Raw genomic sequence first — 26,421 nt, 5'->3', positions numbered from 1 at the left:
AAGAGCGATCGCCTAATTGATGATTTAATAGATGAAACAAGAATCTCCCGCTACATTGTTTGCAATTAGCGGTGAGAGTGTCAATCCTAATTTACTCCGCGCAGCTTGCGAGTATTTTCTATTAAACTTTGAGCAAATTGATCAAATCTCTGAGAGAGTTTTTCATCAAGCAACTTGCCTTCTGGACTAAAAGCACTATAGGCTTGTCCTACAGCAATTTGCTCTGGAATTACCCAACCATGTACCCAACGCACAATCAATCTCAGGTCATTTAAGGCGTTACTGTTAGATTGACCACCTAAAACGCTAATCAGTCCGGTAACTTTCCCAGACAATTCGTCAAAACTCAGCAAATCTAGGGCATTTTTTAAGACACCGCTAACGCCGCCATGATATTCAGGTGTCGCTAAAATTAATCCATCAGTGTTACTAACGGTATCACGTAAACGCTGAACATCAGGGTATTGTGAATATTCTTTGCCACCATTGCAAAATGGTAACTGCCACTCGCGTAAATCAATAATTTCTATTTCTGCACCCAAAGCCTCTAAGCGTTGTGCGGCTGCCTGCAAAGCTAAGTAAGTGTAAGAGTTTGGTCTTAAACTCCCAGCAATACCTACAATTTTTACCATAACTCACCCAATCATTAAGATTTTCTAAAATACGAAGTCATTACGAATTTGTATATTATCTTAACGATTTATTTTGTCGTAGTCAAATTACCAGGGAAAAGGGGACAGGGGACAGGGGATAGGGGACAGGGGATAGAAAATAAGCTACGGGCTATGAATTTGATTTGTGGATGTTCTCATTTATGGGACTTACGCAACTGGCACTTGGGGTCTGACTTTTCACGGGATCTGGAAAACCCCACTTTCATTATTTTTTTGGCTCTTGCATAACCATTACGGCTAATCGCTTCTAATCTTTGCCTTTGCTCTGTATTCAATAATACTTTGTCGCTACGTCCTCTCCCCATCTGTTTATCCCCTTTTTCCCCATTTCCTATTGCACTATTTTAGTCTAGACACGCTACTGGACTGGCAAGGCTAAAATGTGGCAATAGGTTTGGATAAATTTGAACGCAGATGAACGCAGATGAACAAGATGATAGATTTTTCGCTAATGCACAAGTTTAGGCTTGCCACGCCACTAGTGGACTGGCAAGGCTAAAATAGTGCAATAAGTTTCCTCTCTAACCTCTGTGTCTCTGTGCCTCTGTGGTTAATTAATGCAACATTTTAAGCTTGCCACGCCACTAGTAGCGCGACTGGACTAAAATGTGGCAATAGGTTTGGGGAAAATTGAACGCAGATGAACGCAAATGAACGCAGATGAACGCAGATGAACAAGATGAGAGATTTTTAAATAATGCACTATTTTAGTTTGGTCACGCCACTAGACTGTCTAGACTAAATTTGTGCATTAGCAAACTCTTGTGGGATGGGCATCTTGCCCGTCCAGTGCAGGCAAGATGCCTACACCACAAGAAAATTTTTTGCAACATTTTAGCCTTGCCACGCCACTACACATTTACGTATCTGTTCAAAAATCAAGTAGGAATCCTATATTATTGTTTTTGCTCGCCCTACGGATACTATATATTTGTAGTCAAGAAGGTATCTGGAAATGCTTCGTCGTTGGATATTATCCACTTTGGTAATTTTCTTATGTATTATTTTAGTGGCCTGTAATAATACAAATACTCAGCAGCCACAAGCGGAAGCTACATCTAATACTAATTTTCAAGAACTATCAAAAATATCTGCTAAAAGAGTTGTCACACTCTCTTCTTTAACTACTGATATCATCTCTCAACTTGATAAAACTAAGCTTGTTGGTATTTCTGGTAGCACCTTATTCAAAAATGACCCGCGTTTTCAAGATATTACCCGCGTTAGTGAAGGTCAAAGTCCTCCCAATTTAGAAAAGATTGTTTCCCTCAAGCCTGATTTAGTAATTGGTGCAGAAGGTTTTTCTAATCAACCAATTCAAAGATTGCAGCAATTAGGTATTGCTACTTTGCTCACTCAAGTTAATACATGGTCATCTTTAGAAGATACTACTAAAAAAATTGCTCAGTTAATTGATGCTAATCCCCAACCTTTATTAGAAAAATACAAAAGTTTTATACCAGAGGAAACAAAGGCAACTACTTCTACTTTAGTTTTGGTCAGTACTCAACCAATTTTAACTCCAAATAAGAATAGTTGGGCTGGAGATTTATTAGAAAAATTCCCAGTCAAAAACTTAGCAGCAGAATTACAAGGGAAAAGCCCAATTGCAGGTTATGTAACTCTTTCACCTGAGAAAGTTTTAGCAGCGAATCCAGAAGTAATTATTCTGATTACTCCTCCTCAAGGTGGTTCAAAAACAGCAGTGCTGGATGATTTTAAAAAGGATGGTTTTTGGCAAAAACTGCAAGCATCTACAAATAATCGAGTATACGTTTTTGATTATTATGGATTGGTAAATCCGGGTAGTATAGATGCTATCAAGAAAGCTTGTGAGCAGCTTAAACAATATTTGTTATAGATAAAGAATAGGACACAGGGAAGAGGCTGTTTGTGAGGTTTCAGGAAAACGTTCATAATCTTGACTCAAACGCCGACACCCTTCGGGTTCGCCAGTCGCTACAATGGGGGGAATCTCCGCAACGCGCTGGCTCAATTGGTGAGCCAACCAAAAGTACGTTCTACAACCCAGCGCTTTGGTAATATGGTAAAACCCACGAGGTGTTGATTATTTTACTAATTTGAGCTTAAGCCTTGTGAGTTTTTTTACAACATTTCCTTACTTTGAAAACATCCTCTGAAAACAGTGTCAAAATTCGGCTGAGTTTCCTATGCTGGATATATAGGGCAAGGAAAGCGGCATGACCAGTCAAGAATCTCAATCAAATATAGTGAAAATTGCTGTAGTTGGAGATATCCATGATCAGTGGGAAATAGAAGATGGTATTGCACTCAAGCATTTGGGTGTTGACTTAGTGCTGTTTGTGGGGGATTTTGGGAATGAGTCGGTGGAAGTGGTAAGAGCGATCGCTTCAGTAAATATTCCCAAAGCCGCAGTCATGGGTAATCATGATGCTTGGTACTCGGCGACAGAATGGGGACGCAAGAAATGTCCTTACGATCGCACCAAGGAAGACTGGGTACAGGAACAATTAGATTTACTGGGGTCAGCCCATGTAGGTTACAGTAAGCTAGATTTTCCCCAATGGAATATCACTGTAGTCGGTGGTCGTCCTTTTACCTGGGGTGGTCATGAATGGCGATTTGCTAACATCTGTAAAGAGCGTTACGGTGTGACAGACTTGGCAGAGTCAGCACAGAGAATCTTTGCATCGGTGAAAAGTGCCGCCTGTGATACGATTATTTTTTTGGGTCATAACGGGCCGAGTGGATTAGGCGATCGCCCAGAAGACCCCTGCGGTAAAGATTGGCATCCCATCGGCGGCGACTTTGGCGACCCAGATTTAGCCGAGGCGATTTCTTTAACAATCACGGCTGGTAAACAGATAGCCTTGGTGACGTTTGGGCATATGCACCATAGTTTACGGTACACCAAAACAGAATTGAGAAAACCCATCTTCACAAGCCCAGAGGGTATAGTTTACCTCAACGCCGCCAGTGTGCCAAGGATTGTCGAAGGTGAAAACGGCAAGCTGCGGAATTTTTCGCTAGTTTCCCTAGAGGCGGGTGAGGTGACACAAGCTGCCTTAGTTTGGGTGGGCGAAGATTTTCAGGTGGTGAAAGAGGAGGTGTTTTTTGAGCGATCGGCTAATGTATCGTAAATATTCGCCCTCAGATGTACCATCTGCGTAGATGATAAGCTATAGTATTATCTGTCAGCCTTAGTGCGAACCGACAAATCAAGGTCAGCCGAGCTAGACAGTTATTTGGAGAGGTGGCAGAGTGGTCGATTGCGTCCGACTTGAAATCGGATTTCCTCACAAGGGAACGTGGGTTCAAATCCCACCCTCTCCGTTGATTTTATTATTGATATTGCTTACCCCGCTCGATTTCAATCGACAGTGTTTACATAGCTCATGCTAAGAGACACCGAGAGCTAATTACTTAGCTTCTCCTCCACTTGATGAGGGTTCCCAGGCTCAACCGCCAACGCAGTTGATATCCCCTGTCTTGCAACAGGCTCCTTGGGTGTACTTTTATCCTGTTTTCGAGGGACTCCCGATACAGCATCTAAATTAATTCCCAGTTCATTCAAACCGCGCTTTAAGATGACTTTTGCTGCATCAACGTCTGCATCTGCGTGATGACCACATTGTTCGCAAAGGAACTTTTCTTTATCTCGGTTTGTAGGACTGATATAACCACATTCGCTGCATTCTTGGGAGCTAAAGTTTGGCTTCACCTCATGTACTAGAACGCCAGCCCTTGCGGACAAAATTTTAACTTTCAGTTTGAGGGAACCCCAAGCAGCATCAGCGATCGCTTTATTTAGTCCAGATTTAGCAGATTGACCATTGCGTAAGTATTTACCACTTTCATCTTGTTTAGGCTTACAACGTGCCATCATACCCTGAACGTTGAGATTTTCAAAGACAATCAGGTCGAATCGCTTAACTAAATTATGAGCTATCTTCCATTGATAATCCTCTCTTTGATTGGTAACTTTCTGTTCTAGCTTCGCTATTTGCTGGTATGCTTTTTGGCGACGACGGGAACCTAAAACTTTACGACTCGCCGCCCGGTTAAGACGCGATCGCTTGCGTTCCATCTGCTTGTAAAATCGAGGATTGACGATAGTTTCACCAGTGCTTAGAGATATTAGCTTTTTAATTCCTAAATCCACTCCCAACGCGGTTTGTATTTGCTGGGATGCTGAAGCCTGCGGAACTGTGTCATCTTGCAACAGAACGGAGATATAAAAACCATCTGCTTTTTTCCGCACAGTGGTAGAACGAATTTTAAAGCCAAGCGGAAACGGTCGAGATTGAAAAAATCGCATCCAGCCAATAGCGGGTAGTCTGACTTTGTTTCCTTTAAAGCCAACATCCCCTGCTGGGTATGTAAATGAGCGAAATTTTCCCCTTCGTTTTGTTTTGGGATATTTACCCAAGCCTTTAAAAAACCTCACAAACGCAGCGTCAACTTGCTTAAGCATTTGTTGCAGGACATGATAACAAATCTCGGCGTACCAAGGTCGCTCTTTTTTCAGGTCTACTAAATTAGCATCCTGTTGAGCAAGGGGACTACGTTTTTTCCCTTTTGTACTCCAGGGATTTCCGTACAAAGCACCCTTGCTAACGGAACAAGTTAATGGACAACATTCGGCTTGAGTTTGAAGAATGCAGTAGTTACCCATTACAGGCGCTTTTGCTTGCTCGTATGCTTCCGTTCTTTCCCTGACGCGAAAGTTGTATTGGAGGCGCAGCAGATGCAGCCAACGCTCCATTTTTTCAGCTTGTTGCAATGAGGGATTCAGTTTGTATACGTAGGAAAGAAGCATAAAAGCAAGCAGGAAGTTCAGTAAAGCACCAACATCAAGATAATTGCTTTAAGCAGTCAACCAAGGTGGTTCTTTTTGCAGGAGGTCAATAACTTCTTCAGTCCACTTAATTTGATTGCCAGTCCAATTACCATTAGTATTGGTTACTAAATACACTCGACCGTATTTTTGACCTTTTTGTGTAAGTTGCCACTTTGACTTACCCTTTCTGGTCTTCAGCTTCTTTTGCAAACCCAACTGTTCTAATAATTGGTTTACTTGTCGGTTGGAAACTTTACTGTTGAACGACTCACTCAACCGCAGCGCAATTTCTGTCGGTGTGAGGTCGACATTTGGAATATTTTGTGCCATAATTTTTGTAGAAAAACAAATTGATTTAGAGCCAGATACCCAAAACGCAATTAATGGGACTGGCTTTTTCGTTGTCTAAGTGCATCCATTTAAATAGATGCTTTTTCACAATTTTCATACTAACCGAACGCACTTGTTTTGTCAATAAATTACTCTACTGCCTGCAAATTGCTGAAAATAAAGCATTCAGATATTACTACAATAAATAATTTGTGTAATTTTTTGAAAATTTCAAGTATCTGACATCCTTATAAGCGTCCACCAGTCCAATGCTTTTTCAAGTCAGCAATTAGGTTTCTGACTTTCTCCTCTACCTCGTCACTCAGTTTATCACGGGCAAATTTCGCCGCTTCATCAGCATACAGTGTAACATCGGGTACAAGAACAGGATAACGACTTTCTAGTTCTCCTTCATCAAAACCTGTTTGTGTATGTCCATGATCACGTTCCCAGCGTCCTGCTGCTAACCATGACAACATCTTATCTAGGGTTTTTTGATAAGTTTGTAAGTTTTGCTTTTCTAGATTAATAGCAACTTCGAGACGAGGAATTAAAAAGTGTCCACTGCCATCGGAATCACTATTGACTATTATTTCATACGCAGAAGTAGGCGCAGCATAACACATAAGTACACCTACTTTCTGACATATATAAATAAATGCTCTGTAGTCATCATCCTCTAGTATATGCTCTTCACCATTAGCTTTTTTCCTAGCAAGACGTTGAGCTATAAAAATTTGCCAATCCTCTATCTCATTTTCATCTAATTGATAAGTTTGCTCATCTTTGGAAATAACTATCGGTAAGACATCATCTACAAAAGCAATATCTGAAAAACGCCGGACAACGCGACAGCTTATAAAGTGTTTTTGTTTATTAAAATTACTACACTGCTTTGCTAAACCTAAAAATAAAAGATGAGATACTGATGTATCTGAAAAAGGTGCTTTATAAATATCATCTGCTGTAACGATAGGTTTACTATGATCCTGATTTTTTTTGTTATGGAGATACCAAAATACTAAAGGTGATAACCACGAAAGCTCAGGATTTTTTACTGCTGAAGCATAAACAATTTCACCAAGAGGATTTAACAATGTATTATGAATAACTCCAGCAAATTCTGCAATTTGATTGCGTACAATATCACCATATAACCCATCGGATTCATAGAAGTTAATTCGATGTACAATAGGAAATACACGACCATCACGAAAAATTAGAGTTACTTTGGGATTAATTTCTAAATCAGGTAAATTTCCCATAGGCCGCCATTCATTAGTTCTGGTTGCAACACGATAGTCTTGATGATATTGACGCAGTTCCAACGCTGCTGTTTGCGCTCTTTTAAAGGCATCAGTACCGATTGTTCTCATTAGATTTGGAGATAGAACTAAACCTTTAGCAGCAGCATTATATTCTTCATATTCCTGTAGGTCATCAGGAGAAATATCAAAATCTAAATATTCCTGTTGTGTAGGATTATTTTCATCCACTATCATTGCGGCAGCAGAAGTAGTCACTATGACCGGATCAGGAGGAATAAAGCTACCTGAAGTGTGATGTAGAAAAATTTTTGCTATGGAGGCATCAGTTCCAACTGCTGCTTTATGTCTGTTGGCAGGGGGAGTGATTTCTTCAATTAATCTATCACCTATAATTCGGCTTTTTATTCGCTCTCGCGCTGCTTTTTCATTAATTTGAGCGCGTCTTCCATCACGAAAAAAATGTTTGGATTGTAAAGGTAAATCTAAAATACCTTCTATTTCATCTCGTGGGCGATCAAGTCGCCAAAATTTTTGTAAATTTTGCCTTGCCCATGTTAATCTCTCGTCCAATCTTCTAACTAATTTTTGAGCTTCTACTGTTTCTCCTTTCTGCAATTTACATTCAATTTCTTCTCCTAACTGGTTAAGGTCATTAACTACCCAAGTTGCCATGTTGACAACAAGCTCTACAGGGTTTTGTAAAGCTAATTCTGATGCGTTTTCAATAATTACCTTTGCATAAGTATCAGCTAGTAGGTTATGAGTAGCAATTCTTTCTAAAACTGTCAGCCATTGCTTTTGGCGTTCCCGTTCTTGTGGATCTATCTGCTCTTTTTCAATTTCCGTTTTTGCTACAAAGTGAGATTTTGTGCTATCTACTCCTGGTATATCCTCAAAAGGATTGACATACTGAGAAACAGTTTTAAGGTTGAAGTATGCGTAGGGTGGCTTGCCTCGTCCTTTACCTTGACGTTTACGTTTGATTAGTTTTTCATCCTTCACCAGTTGGTTTAAAAGATTGCGTATACCTCTAGGAGAAATATCACTATCTTCTGCTTGCAAATGGTTAATAATTTCATCAACTTCTAAACCGTCTGGTTGTTTGAGCAATAAATCTAAAATTTGCTGGGTTAAATTATCTTCTGCCGCCATTTTTTGACTTCCTCTGCAATGTTGGGTGTGGGCGCACCTTCACGGGTTTCGCGTTTACGAATACGTATTTGTGCTGGGTGGCGTAGGATATCCATACTTGATGACATGATTGCTGTACCTTTTGGTAGTTTAGGTATCCGAGAAATCATTTCATCGGAAATACCTCCCAAAGTACCAGATACTAGCTTCATATCATCTGGGTCTAGAGCAAATACTAAGCGTGTATTGCAAGTTAACAAAACTTGCTTGTCCATAGATGCAGGACTTTGAGTGATTAGTGTAACTCCGATCGCATCATGTCGAGCTGTGCGAATCATCTCCCGAATAACTTGAGTTGATGGCGTTGTCTGCCCTCCTGCGGGTAAGAAAAAGTGCGCCTCATCGAGTACAAAGACAAAAGGTGGAATGCGATCGCGCTTACGCAATGCTTGCAATAATCTAACTGATGCCCCAACTATTAAATTTCTCTGCTGTTGGCTCAAATGCCCAACAAAAACATTCGTAATTGGTTGTTTAGCAAATTCCTCTAACCAAGACTCTGTTTTGGCTGTCAAAAGTGGATTACGCTTGAATACGCTTGATACTTTACGTGCGGCTCTTCCTCCCACTGCGGCTTGTCCAAATTCAGTCCCAGCACATTGAATTTGCTCTAATAATTCTTCAATTTGAATATTTACTTTGCCACTCTTTTCTAGACTTTGCAGTGCGTCAGTAAATACGGCATCATAAGCCATAGATACTAATTCTGATTGGTCTGATGTCAGATTCGGCACAAATCCCAGAAACTCACTCATGCCGATGACTGAGTAAGGAACACGAAAATTTTCCCCTGCTCGAAAATTTAAACCTCCCAAATCTTCGGCAGCATGAATTACATCTCCTAAAACATCGAAAGCAATCACAGGTATGCCATGTCTAACTAATTCTTCTATCAAAACACCTGTAGCATAACTTTTACCCACACCCGTTTTTCCTACAACTGCCAAATGTCGGGCTATGGCTTCCATTGGTAGTATAAAATCTACACTTTTACCACCTGATTCTACCTTACCTACGTAAAAACCTTCTTCATCTGAGTCAGGAGTATTCAATAGTTGCGGTATTTTGTCAGCAGGTATTTCATAAACTCCCTGCCCTGTTTGTGCTAATAGGCTCGGTTCTTTAATAATTATTTGATCATTAATATCAAGATGTATTTCTCCTAAGACTTCAACAGTCATTACACGGGTAACATGAGGAGAGCGATCGCCTGGTCTTGTTTTGTCTGATCCTACCTGATATGCCTGATTTTGTTGTAATGTCGATGGGTTAGCACGAGGGTTATCCTCTGTACCCTCGATAATACGTCCATAATGAACTATGTCATCTTTATCTCTTTCGATAACTACGTAAGTTCCCAAAGCTGGCATCCGCCCTTCACGCACATGAAAAGGCACTTCGTCAAAGGTTGGCGAACCTAAAAATGGAGAGGAAGATGTTGTTCCTAACCGGACATTATCAGTCAAAGAGAGGGCTTGTTTAATTTTGTTGCCCATATTTAATCAATAAAGATTACATTAAATAATTATTGTAGCATTTTATTGAAAAATTTAGGAGCGATCGCCCCCTCACGTCCCCAAACCCCTATCGTGCTACTATTAGCAATAAATTCTTTTGGGAGGTTAAGCAATGGCTACCCTTCACGCGCTGGATATACCTGATGAGTTATACGCACAACTACAAGAGTTAGCGAAAGCGGAAAATAGCTCAATTGAAGCTCAAGTCATAAAAATATTGCGCCAAGCCTTGCAGAAGATAGCAGAGGAACAGGAACAGCGAAAAAATGTACTCAAAATCTTAGAGGAAAGTCGTCTGCGTCGTGAGAGTCGGCGGAGTGATGTGGAATGGCCTGATAGTACCGCATTAATCCGAGAAGACCGCGACAGATAACTATTTATACCAATTTTATATGAGGTTGCACATAATATAAAATCCATTAATTTATCCGCGTTTATCTGCGTGCATCTGCGTTCAATTATTTTCAACATATTATTCTATGCAGCTTCATATTAACTTGGTATTACAGTATTTACTTTCCTATACAGAACCTACTAAAAATCCTATCAAGCACTGACTCAGTTACCTCTTCCCCAGTAATTTCTCCCAGCGCATGAATTGCACCCCGCAAATCAATTGTCCAAAAATCAAGGGGTAGCTGCTGGGTAATTGTGGCTTGTACTTGTTCTAGGGAAATTTTCGCTTGAGTCAAGGCTGCGGCTTGTCTTTGATTAATGGCTAAGTCCATATCAGCAGCTTGGACTTTTCCGGCTTGAACTATCTCTAAAATTGCTGTTTCTAGCGCATCAATGCCTTGTTTTTGGGCGGCGGCTGTGTGAACAATTTGATTAATATCTGGCGGATATTCTAAGGATGAAATTAATTGTTTGTCAACTAAATCAATCTTATTCATCACGAGAATTAACGGACGATGTTTCACTTGTTCATAAATTTCTTGGTCGCCAGTCGTCCAACCTGTGGCTGCATCGATGGTTAACAAGACTAAATCGGCGGTGTTGGCGGCTTGGCGCGATCGCTCTACGCCTATCTTTTCTACTTGGTCGCTGGTTTCCCTAATCCCTGCTGTATCTAGCACCTGTACCGGAATACCGCCGACAACTAACTGCGATTCCACAACATCGCGGGTAGTGCCGGGTAAGTCGGTAACAATGGCGCGATCGCTCTGGCTCCAAGCATTCAACAAGCTGGATTTCCCCACATTCGGACGACCGACAATCGCCACTTTCAACCCAGTCCGCAACAATTCACCTTTATCTTTAGTTGCCAATAATCGAGAAATTTCTGCGGCAATGTTCTCAATATCTGATATGATAGCTTTATCATCCAACGGGGGTAAATCTTCCTCAAAATCGATTCTCGCTTCAATTTCCGCAAGAATATCCAAACAGTTAGCGCGTAACTGGCGGATGGGATGAGCTAATTTACCTTGTAAACCAGCTAAAGCCGTTTGGGCTGCTTGGGGCGATCGCGCTCCCACCAAATCAGCGATACTCTCGGCTTGGGTTAAATCTAGTCTGCCATTCAAAAAGGCTCGGAGGGTAAATTCCCCCGGTTGAGCTAATCTAGCGCCATTTTCCAGACATAGTTGCAACACCTGCTGCACCGCCATAATCCCGCCGTGACAGTGGAACTCTACCACATTTTCGCGGGTATAAGAACGAGGTGCTTTCATGATCAGCAACAACGCCTCATCGACAAGTTCGCGGGTTTGGGGATGGCGAATGTTACCGTAGAGAATGCGGTGGCTTTCCCAAACTTGCTTACCAGGAGCAGAAAACAAAGTTTGTGCGATCGCTATTGCCTCGGAACCAGACACCCGCACAATACCCACACTACCTTGTTGGGGGACAATGGCAGTTGCGATCGCCGCAATAGTTCCAGTAATAGCTAAGAGTTCAGTCATTGGTCAGTTATCAGTTATCAGTTATCAGTTATCAGTTATCAGTTATCAGGTTATGTTCACTGTTCACTGTTCACTGATAACTGACTTCCCCAATCCCCAATCATTGTAAAATGGTAGATATTTAGACTTATTTCATCCTAACTGACAAGTTAAAATTTACCTGGAGGGTAGAGAAAAAGACCCTTAGTAGAGAGGAATGGACTGTGGAGCAGAAAATTAACTGCGCTCAAGCTTGCGTCAACGGTTGTGTTCTTGGGGATAAGTGTCCGAACATTGAGTTTAGAGAGGCTACATCTCAATTCATTGCCGAGACATCATTAGACCAAATGTTGCAAATGGCGGAAGAACGCCTACGCAAAAAAATGATGGAACCGCCAAAATGGGTTCTTCCTGAAGAATAATATCAGTTACCAGTTACCAGTTATCAGGTTATGTTCACTGATAACTGATAACTGATAACTGTTAAATTGTATCTGGATCTATATTTAATTCTCGCAGCTTTGCATAAGCGCGATCGCTGCGTTCTTTTTCTCGGTCAGCGCGTTCCCTTTCTTGGTCAGCACGTTCTTTTTCCTGTTGTGCAGTTTCTTCTGGTGTGGGAACTAACTCCCCTTCAGGAGTATAGAACCGTAAAGTTCGCTGATGAACAGTTAGTAGATTTATGGACAAATATCTATCGCTACTTTACCCGAAGTAATCCGAGAAGGGTAAACTGCGATACCCGTTATCCCTAAGCTAAAAGCCGCAGGGACTACCTTTCTTATGATGTTAAGGCTGGCGTTAATATCTGCATGGATGAGTTTTCCACCCTTCGATTTATACCAAGCTCTTTTAATTCGTTTTAGAAATTGCTCCCAGTTCATAAATTACAATGTTCCGACCTTTATCTTTATCCTTGTATTTAGGTAATTTTGGACGACCTTTGAACTTTGAATAATTTTGTTTGTAAGATTTTTGTGCTTCAAAGAACGACTTCCAGTTTCTGTGTAAAACCATCAGTACCTGATTACTGACTTTTCTCGGCAAAGCAATGTATGATTCATGATGTTTTACCAAATGAAAAACAGCAGCATTATTCAGGTATTTGCCTTCAAAAATTAATGACTGTCTTACTAAATAATTGGCGTAGTTATAGAGGTTTTTAGAACGCCATGCTAAATCATGTATTTCTTTATAGAATTGATGACCTATTTTTATAACATGACGCTCTACCAATCTCATTCTTCTCCCCCATTATTGTGTAGTTCTGCAATAATTTTCTCTGTCTTTCTTTTTGCTCTCCTTAATCCATAGATTCGCTGCACGAATGAAGTAATTACAGATACTAGGTCTTGCATCAACTCATCTTTTCCGTTGTCAGCTTCGTTTACAATTTCCAATCTTTTACCTGTTGCCGATAACAGAAGGTTGATGTAATTTAGTCCAAACCTTGTTACCCTATCTCGATGCTCTGCAACTAAAATATTGTAATTTTTATCTTGCAAAGCATTGGTTAGTAACTTTCTATTATCATTAAGACCACTACCAACTTCTTTGACAACTTTGTAGATTCGATATCCCCTAGCTGTTGCATAATCAGACAATCTTGTGGCTTGCCTTTCTAGGTTTGGTTTTGCCTCAGCAGACGAAACTCTCGCATAGATTAATGCTACTGGTTCCACCTCCACTGGTTCGTCGGTTTCCACAATAATTGTGCCAGTTGCTGGGATTTGATAACCCCTTAACTGACCTGCTTTCCACCAACGATGTGCTGTCTTATAACTTACTCCTGCTTTTTTTGCATATTCTGATAATTTCATACAACCATATTATATTAATTGGGTATATATGGGTATATATGAATATATTTTTAATAAATCTTTACGACACCCAAATATAACTCTAGTTGCTGACTCCATAACCAACCTTGGGAATTTGCTTCCATTGGTTGATACTTACCAGCCATCAACACAAAGCCAGCAAATTCCAAAGTATCAGGGTCAAACCAGAAATACTCTGGTGTGCGGAATGTGTCTTGATAGATTTGCTTTTTTAAACCCCTGTCAGTGGTGGCGGTAGAATCTGATAATACTTCTATAATGACATTGGGATAATTTCCACCTTCTTGCCAAACAACCCAACTTTTACGCGGACGGCGTTGGGTTCCCAGAACTACAAAAAAATCCGGGCCGCGAAAACCTTCCGACTTACGTTGATTCGGGCTATAGTATATTGTGTATGGGTCGGATTTTTTTAATTGATATCAACATCAAATATTGATAGCAAAAAACTTCCAATCCTATAACCTGTCCCCTGTAACCTCTTCCCTTTTATTATTCTTCACGATTTATAACTATAGACAGAGCTATTTGATAAACTTGACGACGATTGAGAGAAGTGTATTTTGTCAGTTGACGACTAGCTTGCGATCGCGATATTCCTTGACTAATTAATTGTTGCAATTCCGCTTTTAATTGTTCTTCGGTTAGTAAGGGTTGACTGGGTGGTTTTCCGGCTACTAAAACTGTATATTCACCTTGGGGTTCTCGTTGTTGGTAATGGGCGATCGCATCCCCAATACTTCCCCGCCAAAATTCCTCATATAATTTAGTTAACTCCCTAGCTAGAACAATTTGGCGATCGCTTCCCCAAACTTGTGCTAAATCTTGTAAAGTTTCTCGCAAACGATGCGGCGATTCATAGAAAATTAAAGTACGGGTTTCTGTCTCCAAAACCTCTAAATATTCTCGTCTTTGTTGACCTTTCGCGGGGAGAAAACCCTCAAACACAAACTTATCCGTTGGGAGTCCCGCCGCACTCAACGCCGTAATTGCCGCACTTGCACCTGGAATAGGCACTACCGATATTCCCGCCTCCACACAAGCCTTCACCAATTCATAACCAGGATCAGAAATTCCCGGCATACCGGCATCACTCACAACAGCGATCGCTTTACCACCATGCAAATGCTCTAATAGCTCTGGAATACGACTGCTACGATTATGCTCATGGTAACTGATTTGTGGCGTTTTCACCTGCAAATGTTGCAGTAACTTCCCAGTGTGGCGCGTATCTTCCGCCGCAATCAAATCTACATTTTGCAAAATCCGCACCGCCCGAAAGGTGATATCCTCCAAATTACCAATCGGTGTACCGACTATATATAATGTGCTGGGTTTAGGGTCAGTTTGCATTGATGAGGAGAAGAAAAGGGGAAAGGTGAAAGGGGAAAGGGGAAAGGGAAAAGCCTGTAAACTTTACCTTGGACTATGGACTATGGACTGTTGACTATGGACTAATGACTAATGACAAATCATGGTTTATTTGTGGGTTTGGTGACATTAGATTTTATCTATTTAGCTGAATCTGCACCTCAAAATAATCAAAAACTGGTAGCCACTGACTACACTGTAGCAGCAGGCGGCCCGGCTACCAACGCGGCTGTAACTTTTAGTTATTTAGGTAATCAAGCCAAATTGTTGAGTGTGGTTGGTTCCCATCCGATGACACAACTAATTCGGAGTGATTTGACCCAATATCAAATTGCGATCGCCGACCTTAATTCTACTATGAATACACCACCGCCTGTATCCTCAATTATTGTCACCCAATCCACTGGAGAAAGGGCTGTTATTTCTATCAATGCTGTCAAAACTCAAGCCGATAGTAACTCTATCCCAGCAGATATCTTACATAATATCGATATCGTACTGATTGATGGGCATCAGATGACGGTCAGTTCTGTCATAGCGCAAATGGCTAAAGCCAAGAATATACCTATAGTCATTGATGGCGGTAGCTGGAAACCTGGGTTTGAGCAAATCTTACCATTAGTAGATTACGCCGTTTGTTCAGCCAACTTTTATCCCCCTAACTGTAGTTCTGGCGAAGAAGTTTTTACCTACCTCCACAACTTGGGAATACCTCACATCGCCATCACCCACGGAGAAAAGCCAATAGAATATCTAAATTGCGGTCAACGTGGTACTGTAGTTGTACCCACTATTACACCAGTAGACACATTAGGCGCTGGAGATATCTTTCACGGTGCTTTTTGCCATTACATCTTACAATCTCCCCCAGTCCCCAGTCCCTTCCCCACAGCCCTAGAAAAAGCGAGTCAAATCGCAGCTAATGCTTGTAAACATTTTGGTACGCGCCGTTGGATGGATGTAGAATGAAAGACTTACCAGAAATACTAGCGATCGCTCGTACTGTTGGCTGGGGTGCAGCCGAAATATTACAATCCTACTATCACGGCACAGCAAAAGACACAAATCTTAATGTACAGTATAAGCAGAATGAGCCAGTCACCGTTGCTGATGTTACTGTCAGTCAATACATCTTACAAAATTTACAAGCAGCATTAGGGCAAGAAGATTTTGCTTACATCAGCGAAGAAACCTATCAATCAGAATTAAATCACAACAAAAATTGGGTTTGGATCATCGACCCGTTAGATGGGACAAGCGACTTTATCGAAAAAACTGGGGACTATGCAGTTCACATCGCTTTAGTTAAAGAACATAGACCAGTCCTAGCAGTAGTAGCCATCCCAGAAGCAGGAAAATTATATTACGCTACCAAAGATGGTGGTACATTTGTCGAAACTCGTACAGACGCGCATCCATTAGAACTATCACTCAAAGATGCCAGCAAGCGGCTAGAGGATTTAACCATAGTTGTCAGTCGTTCCCACCGCAATCAAAGGTTAGAGTATTTATTAGCACATCTGCCCTTTCACAACCAGAAATCTGTGGGTAGCGTAGGTTGCAAAATCGCCACCATTCTAGAACAACAAGCTGAGGTTTACATTTCCCTTTCTGGTAAGTCTGCCCCTAAAGATTGGGACATTGCTGCACCAGAATTAATTTTAACCGAAGCCGGAGGTAAATTCACCCATTTTGACGGCACGGAATTACGATATAACACAGGCGACATCAATCAATGGGGTGGCTTATTAGCTAGTAACGGTCAGTATCACCAAAAACTTTGCCAAGAAGCAGAAAAAATCTTAGCCCAGTTCGAGACACCATCAGCTTGACTCTATAAGTCACGTCAAAAATCATAAAAACCTCCTACCTGCCTCCTGCCCCCTGTCAGCTGCCCCCTGCCCCCTGCCCCCTGCCCCTACTCAACAATTACGAATTACAAAGCTATGTTAAGTCCTGCCAACATTTACTAGCTGTGCTATAGTTGAGTCTATAAGAATTATCTTCGGCTGAGTGACTCATTTTGATTTATAAAAAGTATCTCTCCGAATTTAACTCTCTACATTTTCTGAATTCGGAGACATTGTATGTCAATTTACATCGGTAACTTATCCTACCAAGTTACAGAAGAAGACCTAAAGCTGGCCTTCGCAGAGTACGGAAAAGTTAGCCGCGTTCAGTTACCAACCGACCGTGAAACAGGCCGTCCTCGTGGTTTTGCTTTTGTGGAAATGGAAACAGAAGCGCAAGAAACTGCTGCCATTGAGGCACTTGATGGTGCTGAATGGATGGGACGCGATTTAAAAGTTAATAAGGCTAAACCCCGTGAAGAAAGAAGTTCTTCCCGTGGCGGTGGCGGTGGCGGTTGGGGCAATAATAACCGTGGTGGTGGTGGAAACCGCCGCAGTTACTAAAGCCTTTTGCTGAAACATAACCTTTAGAGTCTCCAGCAGATATAGCCAAGGCTCGAATCTGCTGGATTGTTTTTTGCTTTGTCTCCGGTCTTTAGCTAGAAGACTTACGCATAAAAAAGAAAAATAAAAAATTTGCTCAAGGGTGCAGGGGTATAAGGGTGTAAGGGTATAAGTGTTTATACACCCCTACGCCTTGACACCCTTTCAAAGTGCAAGGTTTCCTTGCGTAGGTTCTGAACTATTCATCCATCAAGAGGAGGAATGAGAATGACACAAGTAGTTTTAGGAGAGAATGAAGGGATTGAGTCAGCATTACGGAGATTCAAACGGGAAGTTTCCAAAGCAGGAATTTTCCAAGACATGAGAAAAAAACGCCACTTTGAAACGCCATTGGAAAAAGAAAAGCGTAAAGCAGTGGCTAGACATAAACAAAATCGGCGAAACCATACCCGCTTCAGATAAGCCTGAAATATTTAGGCAAATATAGCAGGGGATAGGCGACGGGAAACAAACTCAAAAGCTAGTTGCTCTATGGGTTGTGATTTATCGATTTCCTAATCTATCTGACGACTGCTATACAATTAAGCGACATAGTTAGTTTCATCAGTCGAACTACTAAGAGTAAGGACGCAGGCATCGCCTTGTCCTTACAATAGTTAATATTCAAGCCATATTTAAATAACTGTAGTGGATTGGCAAGGCTAAAATGTGGCAATAGGTTTGGCGAAAATTGAACGCAGATGGACGCAGATAAACGCAGATGAGGGTAGGGGCGCACAGCTGTGCGCCCCTACAGATCATTGATGTGTGGCAAATATTTTTTGAATTGGTATTAGAGATGAAACCTATTGCCACATTTTAGATTAGACAAGCTACTACATTTTAAGGTTTACTTTATAAATAATCTCTTAGCTAAACTCACCTATGCTAATTGTATTGTAATCTTCTAGCGATCGCCTAATGAAAAACTCGCTAGCGAGACATTAATTTTCCCACTAGCGAGATATTTTGTTATTAGATTTTGGTACTACTGCCAAATATAAATAAGGATAAATAACACAATCCAGATTACATCAACGAAGTGCCAAAACAAAGAAGTTGCATTTACGCCAAAGTGACCTGTATCGTAGTTATGAGGAATAAACGATCGCACAAAAATCATCAACTGTAACAAAATCCCGGTGAAAACGTGCAAACCGTGGAACCCTGTTAACAGATAGAACATTCCGCCGTATACGCCATCAGTAAAGCCAAACTCCAAACTCTTCCATTCAATGGCTTGTCCTAGCAAAAAGTAGCTACCCATAGCCATTGTTGCTAACAAGAAGCCACGGAAGCCCCAAATATTGTTGCGTTTGAGGGCGACTTCTGCGAAATAAATCACAAAGCTACTAGCAACTAACACAACTGTATTAATTGCTGGGGCTGTCACTTCTAAGCCTTCCACACCAACTGGTAGCCAGTTAGGACTGGTGGTTTTATAGACAATATAACCAGCGAAAAAGCTTAAGAAAATGACACTTTCTGATAGTAGGAAGACAATAAAACCGAACATTTTATTGCCTTCTTCATCATGGCCATGTTCATGAGTGATGTGATGAAGCTCATCGTGTGAAAGAGAACTGTCCATAAGGGTGTAGGGGTGTAGGGGTGTAAGGGTATAAAGATTTGAGAAAAGCTAGGCAATTTCATTGAACTTGAGCTATAACAAATCAGCGTTTATGGAATTACAGAGCCTTTGATGCAGTCATATCGAGATTTGAAGGTTTGGCAAGAGGGAATGAATCTTGCAGAATCTTGTTACAAAGCAACAAAAGCATTTCCCAAAGAAGAAACTTACGGAATGATTTCACAAATTCGACGAGCTGCGGCATCAATTCCAGCTAATATTGCGGAAGGCTACGGGCGAAGAACAAGAGGTGAGTATACGCAATTTTTGTATATTGCCCAGGGTTCTTTAAAAGAGCTAGAAACACATTTATTATTGTCTATTCGTGTTGAACTAGCTCCATCGCACATTATTACTCCCGTCTTCCATCAATGCGAATCAGTAAGTAAGCTCTTACTATTTCTGATTCGTTCATTGGAGAAATAGGGGTGTAAGGGTTTGAGGGTTTGAGGGTGTAAGGGTTTGAGGGTTTGAGGGTTTGAGGGTTTTAAACACCCATACCTCCATACCCCTACACCCCTATACCCCTATACCCCTCTCTTTTATCAATGGTTCTGATTTGCCGTAGCCGTAGGGTTCAGAAATAACGGTGGGGATTTCTTCAAAGTTTTCTACGGGTGGGGGAGAAGATACCAACCATTCCAAACCAATCGCCCGCCAAGGGTTATCCGGTGCTTTCTCGCCGTGCATCCAAGAAACCACCATATTAAAGATGAAGGGTAAGGTGGACATACCTAATAAGAATGCACCAAGACTAGCAATAATATTCCAACCTTCATATTCTGGGGCGTAGGAAGAAACTCGGCGCAACATCCCTTGTAACCCTAATGGGTGCATAGGGAAAAAGTTGAGGTTAGTACCGATGAATGTCAACCAGAAGTGCAACTTACCCCAGCCTTCGTAGTACATTCTGCCAGTCATTTTGGGGAACCAGTGATAGAGGGCTGCATACAGACCCATTGTTACGGTTCCAAACAGGACATAGTGGAAATGTCCGACTACAAAATAGGTATTGTTGACATGAACATCAACGGGTACAGAAGAAAGCATAATGCCGACAATACCCGCGAAGACGAATAGAATTAGCGCACCCAAGGCGAATAGCATGGGGGTGTTGAGTCGGATTTTTCCGCCCCAGACGGTGGCTACCCAAGCAAATACTTTAATACCTGTGGGGACGGATACTAACATCGTTGTCAGCATGAAAAACATCCGCATCCAAGCAGGTGTACCACTGACATATAAGTGGTGTACCCATACAATGGCGCTGACTACAGCAATTAACAGGGAGGAAATAGCAACTACTTTGTAACCGAACAGAGGTTTACGAGAGTAGACAGGGAAGATTTCCGAGAAGATACCGAAAACGGGGAGAATGATCACGTAAACAGCAGGGTGGGAATAGAACCAGAAATAATGTTGAAACATCACTGGATTTCCGCCTCTGCTGGGGTCAAAAAAGCTAGTCCCCACGGTAATGTCGAGTAACAGCATGACTGCGCCTGCTGTTAGGGCTGGTAAGCCAAACAATTGGATAATCTGGGCGCTAAATACTGCCCAAACAAATAGAGGCATCCGAAAAAAGCCCATTCCCGGCGCACGCATCTTGACGATGGTGGTAACGAAGTTAACCGCCCCCATAATTGAAGACACACCGGAAATAGCTACCGCCAATAGCCAAATTACTTGCCCGTTGATTAAGTTCCCTGTGGGATTTTGCAGACTGACTGGAGGATAAGCCCACCAACCAGCTTGGGCTGGGCCACCGGGGACAAAGAAGCTAGCCATCAAGAGAATCCCCACTACGGGAACCATCCAGAAGGCGGCGGCGTTGAGGCGAGGAAAAGCCATATCCCGCGCCCCAATCATTAGGGGTACTAGGTAGTTAGCTAGTCCCACAAGGGAGGGGAATGTCCACAAGAACAGCATGACTGTGCCGTGCATGGTGAACATTCCGTTATATACGGTGCGGTCAATCAGGTCTGATTCGGGGGTGATGAGTTCTCCCCGCAGTATCATGGCGAAGATACCGCCAATGAGGAAGAAGACAAAGGAGGTGACGAGGTATTGAATACCGATGACTTTGTGGTCGGTGCTAAAGCTGAAATATCGCTTCCAGCCTCCGGGAAATTCATGTTGAGGCTTTTCTACAGGGAGATTCAGCCTATCTATGGGGATGTTTGTCATAGATATAGGGGTGTAGGGGTGTAAGGGTGTAGGGGTGTGGGGGAAGAAGTGTTTGTTTGATTCATCTTGTGGTAATTGCGAATTGCTTTAGCCTGGGTAATTAACCAAAGGTGCGGGGGCGGGTGCAACTGTGGGCCAGCCGGTTTTGACTGGCTGAGTGATGCTTTGGGCATATTCAGCAGCAGCTTGGTTGTAGGCTGTACCTGGTCTGTGGGCGGCTACTTTGGTTAGCCATTTGTGATATTCTTCGGGGGATTCCACCACCACATTGGCCTGCATGGTGGCGAAGTATGTACCGCTATATTGGGAGTCGGTGAGGCTATATTTACCTTCGCGGATGGGGGTAAATTCAAAATCAATTTTGTGGTTGGGGATGATGTCTTGCTTGAGGCGGAAAGCGGGGATGTAGAAGCCGTGGAGGACATCTTCGGAATGTAGCGCTAATTTGACACGGCGATCGCTTGGTAAATGCAGTTCGGTACTGGTAACGTTCTTGTCAGGATAGTGGAATACCCAAGCCCATTGTTTCGCAATTACATCAATCTGTTCTTCGGGTTCAGCTATAGCCTCTTCGGTGGCTGCGTAAGCTGATTCCATTCCCATCGGGTTATGCAGGTGTACCAAGGCTGTAGGGCCTTGAATGCCCATTTGCTCGTAAACTTGGTAGCTATAGTTAGCAATCCAAAATACCAAAAAAATGGGGATAGCTGTCCAAACTACTTCTAAGGCGATATTACCCTCAATGTGAGGGCCGTCGCTGTAGTCATATTGCGCCGCCCGATGGAAGAGTAGGGAATAGAAGAGAGTGGCAGTAACACCAAGGAAGATGAACGCACCCACAGTTACCAAGAAGCTGAACAAATCGTCAATTAAGCGAGATTCGGCAGCCGCTTGTGGAGGTAGCCAGGAATAGGACTGTTCGCCTAGCCAAAAACTGGTATAGGTCACGGCGATCGCGCCTATTATCAATGTAAATATGTTGTATAGCTTACGGATCATCATAGTTGTGGGTCATTGGTAATTGGTAATTGGTAATTGGTAATTAGTTCTGGATTGGGTATACCTGACTATGCTTTTCTCTAACCTCAGTCTTTTGAAGACTACTTCAGCATGGTGTTGAGGTCTTCACCCAAGCGCAACAAGCTATCTGCTGTGTTGTGTACGCCAAATTCGGCTGCTAATTGCGCTCCTAATGTGCCGTGGAGGTACATGATAAACATGATGGCTATGCCGGCTACTAAATAGGGCAATTGCACTTGTCTGTCTTCGCCTTCCGACCAGACGTAGCGTTGCCATGCCCGCCATAAGGTCATGACAGCAATTAAACCTAAAAGAAATACTCCACCTACGCCATGCCACATCATGGTTTGCATGGCTTGTAATCCCCAGTCACTTTTGATATCTGGTGCTGGCGCGGCTAGGAACATTTCATAAAAGCCGGCGGCTACTGTGAAAAATGTGACGATGGTGGAACCTACCATGTTGTACCAGCCAACGTCAAAGAAGTTATCCCGTTCTACAGTAATTGCCAAAAATTTGAATACCCATTTTTGCCAAGGGAAGAGTACGCCGACGATATCAAAGGTAATGCCAATGATGAATAAGCCCAAGGTTAAGTGAACTAGGTTTGGGTGAATGGGAATGGTGTAGGGTAGACCGTTGGGGCCGAGTTGGACGTTTAATTGATCAATTAGTTCTGGGTTCATGGCAAGATTCCTTCTTTTACCGCTTCAACAACTGGTACGGTGTGCAGTCCATATACCCACACCAATTCATCACCGAGATATACTTGCAAACCAACAATCATAGTTAATAGCAACCCAGCACCCAAATAATAAAAGGGGATTTTTTGGGGGTTGCGTAGACGGATGACATAGCGCCATGCTGTGAGGACGGCGATAATTCCCGACAGTGACCAGCCAAGTAAGGTGTGCAGATTTAAGACTGATTTCGCTACTTCGTAGGGTTTCGCCAAGCCTGCTTCAAATTGACCAAAGATAATGGCAATAAAAATAGCGATCGTGGCCACGAACATATTCCACCAACTCACCTCAAATAAGCGAGTTTTACCAGTGAAATAACCAACTACATCACAAGCAAAAGCAAACACTACCATCGCAATCACGAAGTGAACAACGATGGGATGTATCGTATCTGGATATGGCAAATTATGGTCGTTCAAAGATGTAAGAAAATCAAGCATTGTCCTCTCCTAGACATATCTACTGCACCGTAGCTAAACTTCAATGATCGGCATTACTCACATCAAAAATATGCAGCCACCAATGACCGGAATTTGTTTATCAGTAAGGGGAAGTAAGAAGGGGAAGTATTTTGACTCTGGTAGTCTGTTCATCCCTTTATCTCCTAATTTTTTCCCTCTTATTTATTAGATTTACGTGGCGAAGTCCGGTCACGCCAGTATCAGCTTTGTTCTCAACAAATTTGATGAGGCTATTATTTATAGTCAATGATTGAGCTTAATTTATTTGTTCATGCTGATACGCTGCAACAGCGATTTTTAATTTACCTAACAAAATGGCTGTTGACTACTTGGTGAGACCTATCTATTAGCTTAAGGATTTTTTTAATAGTTGTCAAAAGTAATTACAACATTTTATGAAAATATTTTGGACAGCAAAAGTTTGCGTTTTATAATGTATCTTTTCTAGCTATTTTAGTATATTCACTATACAAATTATTTAATTGTGCAATAGCAACATCTACCAATTATTAATTTGTAATTAACAATACAATTGCTATTTTGTAATTAATCAGCTTATACAATCAAATCAATTCTGTATTTTTAATACTATTGATAATATAAATCATTTATGCAAGTATCACCTCTTTGCTACGAAATTCTTTACGTATATTGATTAAATCATTTGTGCAAAGTTTTCTAATCAGAACTTACACACCAAGGTTGTCTGTTGATACGAGGCATAAGGGTTTTCAATACCTACAGTCTGAAAGAATAATAATTAATTGAGCCTCTGTGGTGAATTTAAATAGGCTTAAACCACAGAGGCACAAAGACACAGAGAATATAAAGTTACTGATTGAGGGAAGTAAAAGTTAAATTAGGAGGTTAAGCTTCTCACACCTAATAAACTCACTTAACCACATCAAGAGATTTTTTGTTATTAAATCTCTGCACTGCTAAATGTAATAACAAATTTGCAATGACTAAAAAGCAATGTTTAATCTTTAACGATGTGCATGAATACCAGGTGCATAAGCTTCAATGACTCTACCCGTGCGGGTGCAACTAATCATCAAGTAATCACAACTACGGCATTGTGTCCTTGTTAATTCACTATCAGATAGATAATAACGTTCAGCATTATTACCGCAATTAGGGCAGTAAATTTTTTGTGTTATTTGCATTGAAAAATCCCTGGTTTTAACTACTGGAAGAATATTTACTAAATCGAACCAAAAAATGTTTTGGTTTGTCTAAATTAACAACCAAATTTAACTAAGGCTGTTTATTTAAGTAATATTTTACATTTGAGCAACTTTAATCACTTATATCATTATCCTCGTATTTTGGTAGATTTACCATCTTACTTGGGATATATTGAGTCCATGTATTCAGACAAGGTTTTATCGATATTTACTGATCCCCAAGGCTAATGCTTTGAGATAGATCAGGAACATCTATTAGAAACTTGCTGAAAGGTATCCTTGTATTCAAAATTTAAAAGCAAGAAAATACTGTATATTAAGTAACAAAATTCTTTTCTTAATATTTACTTAAGGTTTTTAGGGCAATAACCTTAAGGGAGAATTTAAGGTAAATTTAACAGATTTTTACAACTCCTCTCTATAGCTGTAACTAAGAATGGTTAACAGATAACGATTTGAGTTATCTATTAGCCGTAATACCAATTTGAAAAAATTCCGACAGATATATGGCTAGGGGATCACATCTGTGCATCTATGTCAACTTAAGGGAAAAGTCAACAAGTAGAGGTAGAGTAGGGGAGTAGAGACAAGGAAAAAGGGGTTTAATATTAAACAGGACTTACGCAACTGGCACTTGGGGTAGGGTGCGTCAGATGTGGAAAATCCTTGAATGTTTACAAAATTCTTGGGGCTGACGCACCCTACAGTTAGTTTGATTATGACACTTGCGTAAGTCCTATTAAAAATAATTCCATAGAGGAGAAAGTAGGTGAGTGTCGTTCGCCTCCTTACATAAGACAAAATTATTTTTATTTTAAGTACTTTGAGTATTTTACGTAGTTGACAAAATAGGTTTTAATCTAAACCCTCAAGAGGGTTATCACTCAATTAAGTGCAAATGCTTAACTTTGAAGGTAACTTTATTAAGTAAATTCTAATTTAGGCTAGTATTTACCGTATAAATATTGTGATAACTATATTTAAAGTCTCATACATTAAAAATCTAATATTGTTTATAATTTATACATACGCAAATATCTAATTTTTTATTATCTGTCTATTGACGCATATAGTGAACGTATACTTATTATAGATAAGTGATTTCACAAAGTTTATGCTGCTTCCATAGCACTTCTTAAGTTAATGGAGTGTATTAAGACGGAAGCATATCAAGGCGTTCGCGCTTTCAGCCGTAAATTAGGTGATAGTGAAACGCCACATCTGTTTTTGCCAGTGCTTCCTAGAATTGAGGTCTTAGTAGGTAGTCATAGCTAAAGCTGTGCAATACTTTCACAATGTTTGTTGGAAATAATTACTTTAACTACAAATGCAACCGGAGATAATTTCAATGAAGAAGCAATTACTAACCGTTACCTTAACTGCAACAATATTTGGGAGTTGAACAAATCCATCACAAGCACTAGAGTTTGTGAACAATGGAAGTTTTGAAAATGGGATTACAGGATGGACTGTAATATCAGAAAGTGGCAGCGATGGCAATTTCTATATCACAACTGGAGGAACATCTCCAATAAGTGGTTTTCAAATTGATTTAGCAACACAAGGTAACCAATATATCGTTAGCGACCAAAATGGTCAAGGATCAATTGTACTCTACCAAGACATAACCTTGTCACCTGGTTTCACCTATTCACTTTCGTTCGATTATTTTGCTCAATCTTATGCACCACTTAATGTCACTTCTGATATGTCTTGGACTGGAGATTTAATTGAACCTCACAGGACTTGAAGTCGCGTGATTCCTGCTTCAACGATCTCTGCCGGAATTACTTCAGGACTTACAAGTTCTCCACAGGCGTTTTTGATAACCTCCGGCGTACCG

At 41.2% G+C, this 26,421-nt stretch carries 26 protein-coding genes, 1 tRNA gene and 2 pseudogenes; 11 read left to right on the top strand and 18 right to left on the bottom strand.

Annotated elements, in window-relative coordinates; genetic code table 11:
- Nucleotides 1-86 precede the first annotated feature (86 nt).
- The gene (locus H6G83_RS30080; RefSeq protein WP_190478950.1) at nt 87-632 is read right to left on the bottom strand and encodes an NADPH-dependent FMN reductase; all 546 of its coding nucleotides are present in this window, start codon (nt 630-632) and stop codon (nt 87-89) included.
- A gap of 997 nt (nt 633-1,629) precedes the next feature.
- Here H6G83_RS30080 and H6G83_RS30075 point away from each other — a divergent pair.
- Nucleotides 1,630-2,535 (top strand): ABC transporter substrate-binding protein, encoded by a 906-nt coding sequence (locus H6G83_RS30075; protein WP_190478948.1) that lies wholly within the window; start codon nt 1,630-1,632, stop codon nt 2,533-2,535.
- On the opposite strand, the gene H6G83_RS30070 is transcribed toward H6G83_RS30075, so the two are convergent.
- Entirely contained in the window at nt 2,530-2,670 is a 141-nt protein-coding gene (locus tag H6G83_RS30070) for a hypothetical protein (RefSeq protein WP_190478989.1), read from the bottom strand. The two genes, H6G83_RS30075 and H6G83_RS30070, sit on opposite strands and share 6 nt — an antisense overlap.
- Nucleotides 2,671-2,875: 205 nt before the next feature.
- Here H6G83_RS30070 and H6G83_RS30060 point away from each other — a divergent pair, with 205 nt between their 5' ends.
- Nucleotides 2,876-3,796 (top strand): TIGR04168 family protein, encoded by a 921-nt coding sequence (locus H6G83_RS30060; RefSeq protein WP_190478946.1) that lies wholly within the window; start codon nt 2,876-2,878, stop codon nt 3,794-3,796.
- A 107-nt stretch (nt 3,797-3,903) separates the two neighbouring features.
- A tRNA-Ser gene (locus tag H6G83_RS30055) sits at nt 3,904-3,989 on the top strand.
- Nucleotides 3,990-4,071: 82 nt separating this feature from the next.
- Here the strand turns inward: H6G83_RS30055 and H6G83_RS30050 are convergent.
- From H6G83_RS30050 to H6G83_RS30035, 4 genes are all read right to left on the bottom strand, one after another.
- Nucleotides 4,072-5,475: an RNA-guided endonuclease InsQ/TnpB family protein gene (locus H6G83_RS30050; RefSeq protein WP_190478944.1), complete on the bottom strand. Its 1,404-nt coding sequence runs from the start codon at nt 5,473-5,475 to the stop codon at nt 4,072-4,074.
- 48 nt (nt 5,476-5,523) lie between these two features.
- Nucleotides 5,524-5,826 (bottom strand): hypothetical protein, encoded by a 303-nt coding sequence (locus H6G83_RS30045; RefSeq protein ID WP_190478942.1) that lies wholly within the window; start codon nt 5,824-5,826, stop codon nt 5,524-5,526.
- 248 nt (nt 5,827-6,074) lie between these two features.
- Nucleotides 6,075-8,246 (bottom strand): helix-turn-helix domain-containing protein, encoded by a 2,172-nt coding sequence (locus H6G83_RS30040; protein ID WP_190478940.1) that lies wholly within the window; start codon nt 8,244-8,246, stop codon nt 6,075-6,077.
- Nucleotides 8,225-9,781 (bottom strand): ATP-binding protein, encoded by a 1,557-nt coding sequence (locus H6G83_RS30035; RefSeq protein WP_190478938.1) that lies wholly within the window; start codon nt 9,779-9,781, stop codon nt 8,225-8,227. The genes H6G83_RS30040 and H6G83_RS30035 overlap by 22 nt, the downstream gene beginning before the upstream one ends.
- Before the next feature lie 133 nt (nt 9,782-9,914).
- Between H6G83_RS30035 and H6G83_RS30030 the strand changes: the two genes are divergently transcribed.
- Entirely contained in the window at nt 9,915-10,175 is a 261-nt protein-coding gene (locus H6G83_RS30030) for a FitA-like ribbon-helix-helix domain-containing protein (RefSeq protein WP_190478936.1), read from the top strand.
- A 139-nt stretch (nt 10,176-10,314) separates the two neighbouring features.
- Here the strand turns inward: H6G83_RS30030 and mnmE are convergent, their stop codons facing one another.
- Nucleotides 10,315-11,706: a tRNA uridine-5-carboxymethylaminomethyl(34) synthesis GTPase MnmE gene (mnmE, locus tag H6G83_RS30025; RefSeq protein WP_190478933.1), complete on the bottom strand. Its 1,392-nt coding sequence runs from the start codon at nt 11,704-11,706 to the stop codon at nt 10,315-10,317.
- 203 nt (nt 11,707-11,909) lie between these two features.
- On the opposite strand from mnmE, the gene H6G83_RS30020 reads away from it, so the two are divergent.
- Nucleotides 11,910-12,107 (top strand): hypothetical protein, encoded by a 198-nt coding sequence (locus H6G83_RS30020; RefSeq protein WP_190478932.1) that lies wholly within the window; start codon nt 11,910-11,912, stop codon nt 12,105-12,107.
- A gap of 61 nt (nt 12,108-12,168) precedes the next feature.
- On the opposite strand, the pseudogene H6G83_RS30015 reads toward H6G83_RS30020, so the two are convergent.
- The 5 genes and pseudogenes from H6G83_RS30015 to rsmI form a co-directional block, all read right to left on the bottom strand.
- Nucleotides 12,169-12,360 (bottom strand): annotated as a pseudogene (locus H6G83_RS30015) (Uma2 family endonuclease); the annotation flags it as partial.
- A gap of 177 nt (nt 12,361-12,537) precedes the next feature.
- Nucleotides 12,538-12,927, bottom strand: a complete 390-nt coding sequence (locus H6G83_RS30010) for a hypothetical protein (protein WP_242044939.1) — start codon at nt 12,925-12,927, stop codon at nt 12,538-12,540.
- Nucleotides 12,924-13,505 (bottom strand): IS607 family transposase, encoded by a 582-nt coding sequence (locus tag H6G83_RS30005; RefSeq protein WP_190478929.1) that lies wholly within the window; start codon nt 13,503-13,505, stop codon nt 12,924-12,926. Before H6G83_RS30005 ends, H6G83_RS30010 begins: the two co-directional genes overlap by 4 nt.
- A gap of 65 nt (nt 13,506-13,570) precedes the next feature.
- Nucleotides 13,571-13,921 (bottom strand): annotated as a pseudogene (locus tag H6G83_RS30000) (Uma2 family endonuclease); the annotation flags it as partial.
- Nucleotides 13,922-14,018: 97 nt separating this feature from the next.
- Nucleotides 14,019-14,879 carry a 16S rRNA (cytidine(1402)-2'-O)-methyltransferase gene (gene rsmI / locus H6G83_RS29995; RefSeq protein WP_190478927.1) on the bottom strand — a complete coding sequence of 287 codons (861 nt, stop codon included), beginning with the start codon at nt 14,877-14,879 and terminating at the stop codon, nt 14,019-14,021.
- Nucleotides 14,880-14,990: 111 nt separating this feature from the next.
- Here rsmI and H6G83_RS29990 point away from each other — a divergent pair, with 111 nt between their 5' ends.
- From H6G83_RS29990 to rpsU, 4 genes are all read left to right on the top strand, one after another.
- Nucleotides 14,991-15,866, top strand: a complete 876-nt coding sequence (locus H6G83_RS29990) for a sugar kinase (protein WP_190478924.1) — start codon at nt 14,991-14,993, stop codon at nt 15,864-15,866.
- Nucleotides 15,863-16,729 (top strand): 3'(2'),5'-bisphosphate nucleotidase CysQ family protein, encoded by an 867-nt coding sequence (locus H6G83_RS29985; protein ID WP_190478922.1) that lies wholly within the window; start codon nt 15,863-15,865, stop codon nt 16,727-16,729. Before H6G83_RS29990 ends, H6G83_RS29985 begins: the two co-directional genes overlap by 4 nt.
- Nucleotides 16,730-16,984: 255 nt before the next feature.
- Nucleotides 16,985-17,311, top strand: coding sequence for an RNA recognition motif domain-containing protein (locus H6G83_RS29980; RefSeq protein WP_190478920.1), 327 nt, complete (start codon nt 16,985-16,987; stop codon nt 17,309-17,311).
- Nucleotides 17,312-17,578: 267 nt separating this feature from the next.
- Entirely contained in the window at nt 17,579-17,773 is a 195-nt protein-coding gene (rpsU, locus tag H6G83_RS29975; RefSeq protein ID WP_067764598.1) for a 30S ribosomal protein S21, read from the top strand.
- A 565-nt stretch (nt 17,774-18,338) separates the two neighbouring features.
- Here rpsU and H6G83_RS29970 read toward each other — a convergent pair.
- Nucleotides 18,339-18,941, bottom strand: a complete 603-nt coding sequence (locus H6G83_RS29970) for a cytochrome c oxidase subunit 3 (RefSeq protein WP_190478918.1) — start codon at nt 18,939-18,941, stop codon at nt 18,339-18,341.
- 111 nt (nt 18,942-19,052) lie between these two features.
- Here H6G83_RS29970 and H6G83_RS29965 point away from each other — a divergent pair, with 111 nt between their 5' ends.
- Nucleotides 19,053-19,406: a four helix bundle protein gene (locus H6G83_RS29965; RefSeq protein ID WP_190478916.1), complete on the top strand. Its 354-nt coding sequence runs from the start codon at nt 19,053-19,055 to the stop codon at nt 19,404-19,406.
- 93 nt (nt 19,407-19,499) lie between these two features.
- On the opposite strand, the gene ctaD is transcribed toward H6G83_RS29965, so the two are convergent.
- The 5 genes from ctaD to H6G83_RS29940 form a co-directional block, all read right to left on the bottom strand.
- Entirely contained in the window at nt 19,500-21,167 is a 1,668-nt protein-coding gene (ctaD, locus tag H6G83_RS29960) for a cytochrome c oxidase subunit I (protein ID WP_190478913.1), read from the bottom strand.
- Between the two features lie 87 nt (nt 21,168-21,254).
- Nucleotides 21,255-22,169, bottom strand: coding sequence for a cytochrome c oxidase subunit II (locus H6G83_RS29955; RefSeq protein WP_190478911.1), 915 nt, complete (start codon nt 22,167-22,169; stop codon nt 21,255-21,257).
- 98 nt (nt 22,170-22,267) lie between these two features.
- Nucleotides 22,268-22,873 (bottom strand): DUF2231 domain-containing protein, encoded by a 606-nt coding sequence (locus H6G83_RS29950; protein WP_190478909.1) that lies wholly within the window; start codon nt 22,871-22,873, stop codon nt 22,268-22,270.
- Nucleotides 22,870-23,370: a DUF2231 domain-containing protein gene (locus H6G83_RS29945; protein ID WP_190478906.1), complete on the bottom strand. Its 501-nt coding sequence runs from the start codon at nt 23,368-23,370 to the stop codon at nt 22,870-22,872. The genes H6G83_RS29950 and H6G83_RS29945 overlap by 4 nt, the downstream gene beginning before the upstream one ends.
- Before the next feature lie 1,007 nt (nt 23,371-24,377).
- Complete coding sequence (locus tag H6G83_RS29940; RefSeq protein WP_190478904.1) at nt 24,378-24,557, bottom strand: replication restart DNA helicase PriA; 180 nt, start codon at nt 24,555-24,557, stop codon at nt 24,378-24,380.
- A gap of 1,450 nt (nt 24,558-26,007) precedes the next feature.
- Here H6G83_RS29940 and H6G83_RS29935 point away from each other — a divergent pair.
- On the top strand, nt 26,008-26,328 hold the full coding sequence (locus H6G83_RS29935; protein WP_190478902.1) for a hypothetical protein: 321 nt from the start codon (nt 26,008-26,010) through the stop codon (nt 26,326-26,328).
- Nucleotides 26,329-26,421 lie beyond the last annotated feature (93 nt).

The organism is Anabaena azotica FACHB-119 (genome assembly GCF_014697625.1).
Taxonomy (GTDB): Bacteria; Cyanobacteriota; Cyanobacteriia; order Cyanobacteriales; family Nostocaceae; genus Trichormus; species Trichormus azoticus_A.
The sequence above is the reverse complement of the archived record's forward strand: the minus strand, read 5'-3'. Positions and strand labels throughout refer to the sequence as shown.

What these genes read in the sequence shown, in the direction of transcription:
- H6G83_RS30080 (WP_190478950.1), bottom strand. Translation starts at nt 632, where the DNA reads ATGGTAAAAATTGTAGGTATTGCTGGGAGTTTAAGACCAAACTCTTAC.
- H6G83_RS30075 (WP_190478948.1), top strand. Translation starts at nt 1,630, where the DNA reads ATGCTTCGTCGTTGGATATTATCCACTTTGGTAATTTTCTTATGTATT.
- H6G83_RS30060 (WP_190478946.1), top strand. Translation starts at nt 2,876, where the DNA reads ATGACCAGTCAAGAATCTCAATCAAATATAGTGAAAATTGCTGTAGTT.
- H6G83_RS30050 (WP_190478944.1), bottom strand. Translation starts at nt 5,475, where the DNA reads ATGCTTCTTTCCTACGTATACAAACTGAATCCCTCATTGCAACAAGCT.
- H6G83_RS30045 (WP_190478942.1), bottom strand. Translation starts at nt 5,826, where the DNA reads ATGGCACAAAATATTCCAAATGTCGACCTCACACCGACAGAAATTGCG.
- H6G83_RS30040 (WP_190478940.1), bottom strand. Translation starts at nt 8,246, where the DNA reads ATGGCGGCAGAAGATAATTTAACCCAGCAAATTTTAGATTTATTGCTC.
- H6G83_RS30035 (WP_190478938.1), bottom strand. Translation starts at nt 9,781, where the DNA reads ATGGGCAACAAAATTAAACAAGCCCTCTCTTTGACTGATAATGTCCGG.
- H6G83_RS30030 (WP_190478936.1), top strand. Translation starts at nt 9,915, where the DNA reads ATGGCTACCCTTCACGCGCTGGATATACCTGATGAGTTATACGCACAA.
- mnmE (WP_190478933.1), bottom strand. Translation starts at nt 11,706, where the DNA reads ATGACTGAACTCTTAGCTATTACTGGAACTATTGCGGCGATCGCAACT.
- H6G83_RS30010 (WP_242044939.1), bottom strand. Translation starts at nt 12,927, where the DNA reads ATGAGATTGGTAGAGCGTCATGTTATAAAAATAGGTCATCAATTCTAT.
- H6G83_RS30005 (WP_190478929.1), bottom strand. Translation starts at nt 13,505, where the DNA reads ATGAAATTATCAGAATATGCAAAAAAAGCAGGAGTAAGTTATAAGACA.
- rsmI (WP_190478927.1), bottom strand. Translation starts at nt 14,879, where the DNA reads ATGCAAACTGACCCTAAACCCAGCACATTATATATAGTCGGTACACCG.
- H6G83_RS29990 (WP_190478924.1), top strand. Translation starts at nt 14,991, where the DNA reads ATGACAAATCATGGTTTATTTGTGGGTTTGGTGACATTAGATTTTATC.
- H6G83_RS29985 (WP_190478922.1), top strand. Translation starts at nt 15,863, where the DNA reads ATGAAAGACTTACCAGAAATACTAGCGATCGCTCGTACTGTTGGCTGG.
- H6G83_RS29980 (WP_190478920.1), top strand. Translation starts at nt 16,985, where the DNA reads ATGTCAATTTACATCGGTAACTTATCCTACCAAGTTACAGAAGAAGAC.
- rpsU (WP_067764598.1), top strand. Translation starts at nt 17,579, where the DNA reads ATGACACAAGTAGTTTTAGGAGAGAATGAAGGGATTGAGTCAGCATTA.
- H6G83_RS29970 (WP_190478918.1), bottom strand. Translation starts at nt 18,941, where the DNA reads ATGGACAGTTCTCTTTCACACGATGAGCTTCATCACATCACTCATGAA.
- H6G83_RS29965 (WP_190478916.1), top strand. Translation starts at nt 19,053, where the DNA reads ATGCAGTCATATCGAGATTTGAAGGTTTGGCAAGAGGGAATGAATCTT.
- ctaD (WP_190478913.1), bottom strand. Translation starts at nt 21,167, where the DNA reads ATGACAAACATCCCCATAGATAGGCTGAATCTCCCTGTAGAAAAGCCT.
- H6G83_RS29955 (WP_190478911.1), bottom strand. Translation starts at nt 22,169, where the DNA reads ATGATGATCCGTAAGCTATACAACATATTTACATTGATAATAGGCGCG.
- H6G83_RS29950 (WP_190478909.1), bottom strand. Translation starts at nt 22,873, where the DNA reads ATGAACCCAGAACTAATTGATCAATTAAACGTCCAACTCGGCCCCAAC.
- H6G83_RS29945 (WP_190478906.1), bottom strand. Translation starts at nt 23,370, where the DNA reads ATGCTTGATTTTCTTACATCTTTGAACGACCATAATTTGCCATATCCA.
- H6G83_RS29940 (WP_190478904.1), bottom strand. Translation starts at nt 24,557, where the DNA reads ATGCAAATAACACAAAAAATTTACTGCCCTAATTGCGGTAATAATGCT.